Genomic DNA, 7,345 nt, shown 5'->3' with positions numbered 1-7,345 from the left:
CAAAGGAGCAAGCTCCTTATCTGTTCGCTCGACTTGCATGTATTAGGCACGCCGCCAGCGTTCATCCTGAGCCAGGATCAAACTCTCCATAAAAAATTATGATGTTTGATTAGCTCATAATACTAAATAGTGTTTGTAACATATGTTACTGTTTTTGGAATTAACGTTGACATATTGTCATTCAGTTTTCAATGTTCATTTAAAGCAACTACATTTATTAATTATATCAATAATCTTTGTATCATGTCAAGAATTTTTTAAATTTTATTTTATTGAAAAATTCTTCTATTCAAAACTTAATTGATTATTTCAACAAATAATATCTTATATTGTCTTTCAAAGTTTTTCAATGGTCAAAATTACACTTTCTTAACATTAATTTAATGAAATTAATTTCTGAAACAAGAAAGTTTACATTCGTTTTTGACGACTTTTACATAATAGCAAGTTTGCAAAGGAACGTCAATCATTTTTGTAACATAATAATGGCTAAATTTTCACCTCTAATGTATTGTTTTGAATTAAGAGTATAATTTACACAATTTTTAGCATTATTTTGTTGATGGATCTATTATAATTACTAGTGTATATGATTTTCGTGATTAATAAATCATTTAAGGTGTGTCTATTTTTCATTTATAGCTAGTTTAATAAAAAAAGCAATGGTTTAGTACCATTGCTTCTATTACTTCTATTCTTCTTTATCTTTGCATTCTTTACAAATACCATATATTTCCATACGGTGATGTGTTACGTCGAACTCTGTGATGTGCTGTGCGAGTTGTTCAACTTCATCAAGTTGAGGATAATGAAAGTCTACAATCTTGCCACATTTCTCACAGATAACGTGATAATGATTATGAGTATTAAAATCAAATCGACTTGATGCATCTCCATATGTTAACTCTTTAACTATGCCAATACTTTTAAACACTCTTAAATTATTATATATAGTCGCAACACTAATATTTGGAAAATCAGGTGAAAGTGCTTGATAAATTTCATCCGCAGTTGGATGTGAATGAGATGCAATGAGATAACGAATGATGGCTTGACGTTGTGGTGTAATTCTTACACCAGCTCTTCTTAGGGCTGCAATTGACTCTTCTAACTCATGATCAATAGACTCTAATTCTGCACTCATATGATTCACCACTTTCTACTTAATAATAATTATTACTTGATATTAATATAACTGTTTCCAAAGTGTGATGTCAATAAGTACGAACGATTTCCGTTAATAACCTTTATATAAATCGACTCTATTCTCAATTACATCATTTTTATTGAGAAAATCATCCAAATTCCTCTCAAATAGTTTTGTAGCATCACTTTTTGTATTTTTGTCATTTCCTGTTATATGTGCTGTAATCGTCACATTATCTAATTTATATAATTCATTATTTTCATCTAATGGTTCATTTTCAAATACATCTAAATATGCATGTCGAATTAAGTTATGGCTTAAAACTTTAATAAGTATTTTTTCCTCAACAATGGTTCCTCTACCTACATTAATAAATAAACATTTTTCATTCATAATTTTGAAATGTCTCTCTGACAATAAATGATATGTTTCTTGAGTTTCAGGTAATGTATTAATAATAATATCAGCTTTATTTAAATGTGATTCTAAATCTTCTATTGTATAAATATTATCGAAACCATCTTTATGATGACCGGATTTACTTATACCGATTATTTCCAATTCAAACGGTTTGAGTAATTTGACGGTTTGTTGAGCTAACGATCCTGTTCCTAGTATTAATACTTTTTCATCGCTCAATCGTTTACCAGTTAGTTTAGAATCATACACTTTATTTACTTGATTAACATATGATGTGCGCATTTTCTTATAGTCATCAAGTATGAAGGATAAAACAAATTCTGAAACTTGTTTAGCCTGTATTCCCCTAGTATTAGTTAAAATAATATTTTTTTCTTTAATAACTTCTAATGGTAGATTATTAACACCAGTAGCATACCAGGAGATCCATTTTAAGTTTGGACAAGCATTAATAAAGTTCTTATCAACGCCACTATCATAGCCAATCAATATCTCTAATTCATTTTTAAGTTCTGTCGGTATATCTATTGCATTCTTGAAAAAGTAAAATTCTAAATCCGGGTAGTTGTTTATAAGTGAAGCTTCTATTTCTCCTAATCGCTTTAAACTAACTATTTTCATTGATTTCACCCCAAAATTTGATTTAGTTCTTCAATTTGTGTTTTTACTTTAACCTTTTCAATGACATCGATGATAACGCCATCCTCATCAATAATAAATGTTGTGCGAACAATACCCATTGATTCTTTACCAAATGATTTTTTCAATTGATAGACACCTATTGCTTTAGATAATTGAAAATCCTCATCAACTAATAAATCAAAATTAAGATTATGTTTTGCAATAAAATTTTGATGTTTTTTCTTAGTATCACCACTGACTCCATATATTTGAACATTCAAGTCATTAAATTGTTCTAAGTTGTCTCTAAAGTCACATGCTTCTGTTGTACAAGTTGGAGTATTATCACGTGGATAAAAATAAATAATTGTTTTACTTCCTTTTATTGTCTCATTAGTAATCCATTCACCATTCTGATTTTCTAATTTAAATTCTGGAAATTTTTGACCTTTTTTGAGCATCATATCACCTATTTCTTAATTATATTAATTATATGATACGATAATACGGAAGAATATTAAACTAAGAGAGGTTGAAATAAGATGAAATTCACTGAGAGTGAACGTCTACAACAATTGTCAAATGAATATATTTTGGGTGGCGTTAATTCACCATCACGCTCTTATAAAGCGGTTGGTGGAGGTGCTCCTGTTGTAATGCGCGAAGGACACGGCGCATACTTGTATGATGTTGATGGCAATAAATTTATTGATTATTTACAAGCATATGGTCCTATTATCACAGGTCATGCTCATCCTCATATAACTAAAGCTATTCAAGATCAAGCAGCTAAAGGTGTACTTTATGGCACGCCAACAGAATTAGAAATTGAATTTAGTAAAAAATTACGAGAAGCTATTCCGTCACTTGAAAAAATACGATTCGTAAACTCTGGAACTGAAGCAGTTATGACAACGATTCGTGTTGCTAGAGCTTATACAAAGAGAAATAAAATTATTAAATTTGCAGGTTCCTATCACGGTCATTCTGATTTAGTATTAGTAGCTGCTGGTAGTGGTCCATCACAATTAGGATCTCCTGACTCTGCAGGTGTTCCAGAAAGTGTCGCTAAAGAAGTAATTACAGTACCGTTTAATGATATTGAATCATATAAAGAAGCTATGAAACATTGGGGAAACGAAGTAGCTGCTGTGCTAGTTGAGCCAATTGTTGGTAATTTTGGTATGGTTGAACCACAACCAGGTTTCTTGGAAAAAGTTAATGAAATTACTCACGATTATGGTGCATTGGTGATTTATGATGAAGTTATTACTGCATTCCGCTTCCACTATGGTGCAGCCCAAGATCTATTAAATGTATATCCAGACTTAACTGCATTCGGAAAAATAATTGGGGGTGGACTTCCAATTGGTGGCTATGGTGGTCGACAAGATATCATGGAACACGTTGCCCCATTAGGTCCGGCTTACCAAGCTGGAACGATGGCAGGTAATCCACTTTCTATGAGAGCAGGTATCGCATTACTAGAAGTACTAGAACAAAAAGGTGTTTATGAAAGATTAGATCAATTAGGAAAACGACTTGAAGATGGTCTATTAGAGCTAATTGATAAATATAATATTACAGCAACTATTAATAGAGTATATGGCTCTTTAACACTTTACTTCACAGATGGAAAAATCACACATTATGAGCAAGTTGAGAATTCAGATGGAGAAGCATTTGCTAAGTTCTTTAAATTAATGTTGAACCAAGGTATTAATTTAGCTCCATCAAAATTTGAAGCATGGTTCTTAACTACAGAGCATACTGAAAAAGACATTGATGAGACACTTAAAGCTGCTGATTATGCGTTTAGTCAAATGAAATAGCAAATTTTTAACCTACAATAAAGGAGCGTGAATTATAACGTTGCCTTTATTGTAGGTTTTTTATTAATCAAAACAAAAACTTGTATCTATTCAGTCTTCAAGTGTATACTAGTTTAAAATATTATTATAAAAATATATTTAAAGGAGCGTTATAGTTGAGGCTAGGAGCTCGTATACTAAAGACTGGTATTGCAATTATTCTTGCTTTGTTTATAGCGTCTTTCTTACCTGATAATGTCGGTTTAAAATCTGTAGCAGGAATTAGTGCGATTGTTGCTATGCAACCTAATATCTACCGTTCTATTAAAACTATTTCAGAACAAGCTACAGGTAATGTCATTGGTGCTTTATTAGCAGTCATAATGGTAACAATATTTGGAAAAAATATCGTTATTATGGGTGTTACTGTCATTTTATTAATTGCTATATTATATAAATTAAATTTAGCTCACGTTGCTACATTAGCTGGCGTAACAGCGCTTATTATAATGGGACAACATACTGGGTCATTCTATGTCACTGCAGCATTTAGATTTATACTAGTAATGATTGGTGTTGTCAGCGCTTCTGTAGTTAACTTAATATTTTTACCACCCAAATTTGAAACTAAGATATATCACAACTCAGTGAATATTGCTTCTGACATTTTCATTTGGTTTAAACTCGTATTAAATGACGCATCTGACTATCATCAGATAAAAGAAGATGGAGAACAAATAGAATCACGTATATCAAAACTTGAACAGATTTTTAATTACTATAATGAAGAAAAAGCATTAACTAGAAAGGCTGCCTTCCAACAAAATAGAAAGAAAATTTTATTTAAAGAAGTTGTAGGCACTACAAGACAAGCTTATGAAGTACTAAATCGTATGGCTAGATATCAGAATGATCTTCACAATCTAAATTACAATTTAATTTTCCAGATAAAATTAGAATTAGATTCATTAACAGCCTACCACGAACAAATTTTAAAAAGCTTGTCGAAAAAAGCTCGTTACAATGTGGAACATTTTGATAATCAAATCATGAATCCTCAAAAGAAAGATCTAATGGATGCTTTTCAACAACAGTTAATTCAAAACCCTTATCAAGTAGAATATTCATATTCAAATATCATGCAAATTATTGCTACAATAGAAGAATATCGTTATTATTTAGAACATTTAGATCGATTAAGATTAAGTTTCTTCACTTATCACCGCAATGACACTGATATAGATATTGCTGATGAGGATTTTGATTTATAACAAGAAAATGGGGTTACGAAGCTTGTAAAATTTTCTTTATGAAATTCTCTTTGTTGACCCCCGACCACTCCGGCAAGGTTGACTAGAATTAAAATAGATTGTTACAAGTGCATTTTAACCAGTCAACTACTGCATATATATTTGAAGCCTGAGGCATTGAATTATGCCACAAGCTCATTTTTTACTATAAATTTTGTATGCTATATAAATGCTCATAAGCACCTTGTTTTTCAATCAACTCTTTGTGCGTTCCTGTTTCTACTATTTCACCATTTTGCATTACAATTATTTTATCTGCATGTGTAATTGTTGATAGTCTATGTGCAACAATGAGTGTAGTTCTGTCTTTACTTAATACATCTAATGCTTCCTGTATAATTGCTTCACTTTCTAAATCTAATGCTGATGTGGCTTCATCTAAAATTAAAATTGGTGGATTATTTAAAAAGATTCTTGCAATTGAAAGACGTTGTTTTTGACCACCAGATAATTTAACGCCTCGCTCCCCTACTTCAGTATCATAGCCATCATGAAGATTCATTATAAATTCATGCGCATTTGCCATTTTAGCTGCTTCAATAACTTCTTCCTCAGTAGCATCTGGGCGACCTAGTAAGATATTTTCTCTCACTGTATCTGAGAAAAGAATATTATCTTGTTGGACTAGACCAATTTGATTTCTTAAACTACCAGTAAGAAAGTCTTTAACATTATGATCATCTATTAATATTTCACCTTCAGATACATCATAGAAGCGAGGTATCAAGTTAATTAAGGTTGACTTACCACCACCACTCATACCTACAAAAGCTACTGTTTCACCTTTATTAATATTAAGATTTATACCTTTTAGTATAGTCGATTCATCTTCATTGTATTTAAAACTTACATTCTTCAACTCAATATGCCCTTGTTTAATTTCAATAGGTTGAGCGCCAATACCATTTTTTATATCGTAATCTTCATCCATCAATTGGAATACCCTATCCATTGATGCAAAACTTTGAGTTAGTGTCGTAAAAGAAGAAACCAATCTTCTCAGTGGTCCGAATAATTGTTCCAAGTATCCTACAAATGCAGCAAGTGTACCAACAGTGATTGAACCATTAATGGCTAAATAGGCACCGAAGCCAATAACGATAATTGGTCCTAAATCTGTCACAGTATTAATTGCTGCAAATGAGTAGGCATTCCATGACGTATGTTGAAATGCTCGATTTAAAAAATGTTGGTTTTTATGATCAAAGTTTTTAGCTTCATTATCTTCTATCGCAAAACTTTTAATGACAGACATACCTTGTACACGTTCATGTAAAAATCCCTGTACTTCAGCTAAAGCTTGCGAACGTTTACGAGTCAATTTTCTTAAACGACCGAAGAAGAAATACACTGTCAAAATATAGAATGGAAAGATGAATATAGCTGCGAAAGTTAACTTAACATCTAGGAAAAACATGATGGATAGTGCAATGACAATTGTTATACAATCTAACCATATGTTCATTAAACCGGTTAAAATAAAATCTTTAGTTTGTTCTACATCATTTATCACTCTTGAAATAACTTGCCCTACCTGATTGTTCGCATAAAATCTAGCACTTAAAGCTTGCAAATGATTATATAATTGTTTTCGAATATCATATAAAATCTTGTTACTCGTCCATTGTGCAAGATATTGACGTAAGTATTCGATTGGTGGTCTCACAATTAAGAATATAAATAAAGCTATGCCGATAGCTACACTTAGATGTTGAAATTTTTCATTCGTAGAAAGTGCACTATTATTAATAACGCCATCAATTGCATATTTGATAAGTAAAGGAATTAACATAGGAATGCCGAATTTTATAATCCCGATAATTATCGTCGCTATTATACGATATTTGTAAGGTTTAACAAATTCTAAATAGCGTCGTATCATACTAGTCCCCCCTATAATTTTCAATTCAATTTTTTAGAAAATTAATAGAGGTTGAAACTTTCAATTGCAAGCATCTCCTTTTGCAACTTTAAAGTAAATTCAACCTCTGCTTATTATTACTCAAGTACTATAAAACATATATGTAGCAATTACA

The 7,345-nt window shown here is 31.2% G+C and carries 6 protein-coding genes and 1 rRNA gene; 2 read left to right on the top strand and 5 right to left on the bottom strand.

The genetic code is table 11. From position 1 onward, the window contains the following. The 4 genes from BDW31_RS07260 to bcp form a co-directional block, all read right to left on the bottom strand. Positions 1–93 (bottom strand): 16S ribosomal RNA (locus tag BDW31_RS07260); the annotation flags it as partial. A gap of 598 nt (positions 94–691) precedes the next feature. Beyond that, entirely contained in the window at positions 692–1,144 is a 453-nt protein-coding gene (gene perR, locus BDW31_RS07255) for a peroxide-responsive transcriptional repressor PerR (RefSeq protein ID WP_011275403.1), read from the bottom strand. Positions 1,145–1,237: 93 nt separating this feature from the next. Beyond that, positions 1,238–2,188: an NAD(P)-dependent oxidoreductase gene (locus tag BDW31_RS07250; RefSeq protein WP_110709461.1), complete on the bottom strand. Its 951-nt coding sequence runs from the start codon at positions 2,186–2,188 to the stop codon at positions 1,238–1,240. Between the two features lie 5 nt (positions 2,189–2,193). Next, positions 2,194–2,649, bottom strand: coding sequence for a thioredoxin-dependent thiol peroxidase (gene bcp, locus BDW31_RS07245; RefSeq protein WP_037551109.1), 456 nt, complete (start codon positions 2,647–2,649; stop codon positions 2,194–2,196). A gap of 81 nt (positions 2,650–2,730) precedes the next feature. Here bcp and BDW31_RS07240 point away from each other — a divergent pair, with 81 nt between their 5' ends. Then, on the top strand, positions 2,731–4,020 hold the full coding sequence (locus tag BDW31_RS07240) for a glutamate-1-semialdehyde 2,1-aminomutase (protein ID WP_110709459.1): 1,290 nt from the start codon (positions 2,731–2,733) through the stop codon (positions 4,018–4,020). Between the two features lie 155 nt (positions 4,021–4,175). Beyond that, positions 4,176–5,270 (top strand): FUSC family protein, encoded by a 1,095-nt coding sequence (locus tag BDW31_RS07235; protein ID WP_011275398.1) that lies wholly within the window; start codon positions 4,176–4,178, stop codon positions 5,268–5,270. Positions 5,271–5,454: 184 nt separating this feature from the next. Here the strand turns inward: BDW31_RS07235 and BDW31_RS07230 are convergent, their stop codons facing one another. Then, on the bottom strand, positions 5,455–7,191 hold the full coding sequence (locus BDW31_RS07230; protein ID WP_085060329.1) for an ABC transporter ATP-binding protein: 1,737 nt from the start codon (positions 7,189–7,191) through the stop codon (positions 5,455–5,457). Positions 7,192–7,345: the final 154 nt, after the last annotated feature.

The sequence above is a fragment of the Staphylococcus sp. AtHG25 genome, assembly GCF_003217445.1.
GTDB classification, from domain to species: domain Bacteria; phylum Bacillota; class Bacilli; order Staphylococcales; family Staphylococcaceae; genus Staphylococcus; species Staphylococcus haemolyticus.
Note: the sequence above shows the minus strand (reverse complement) of the source record. Positions and strands in the feature narration are given on the sequence as shown.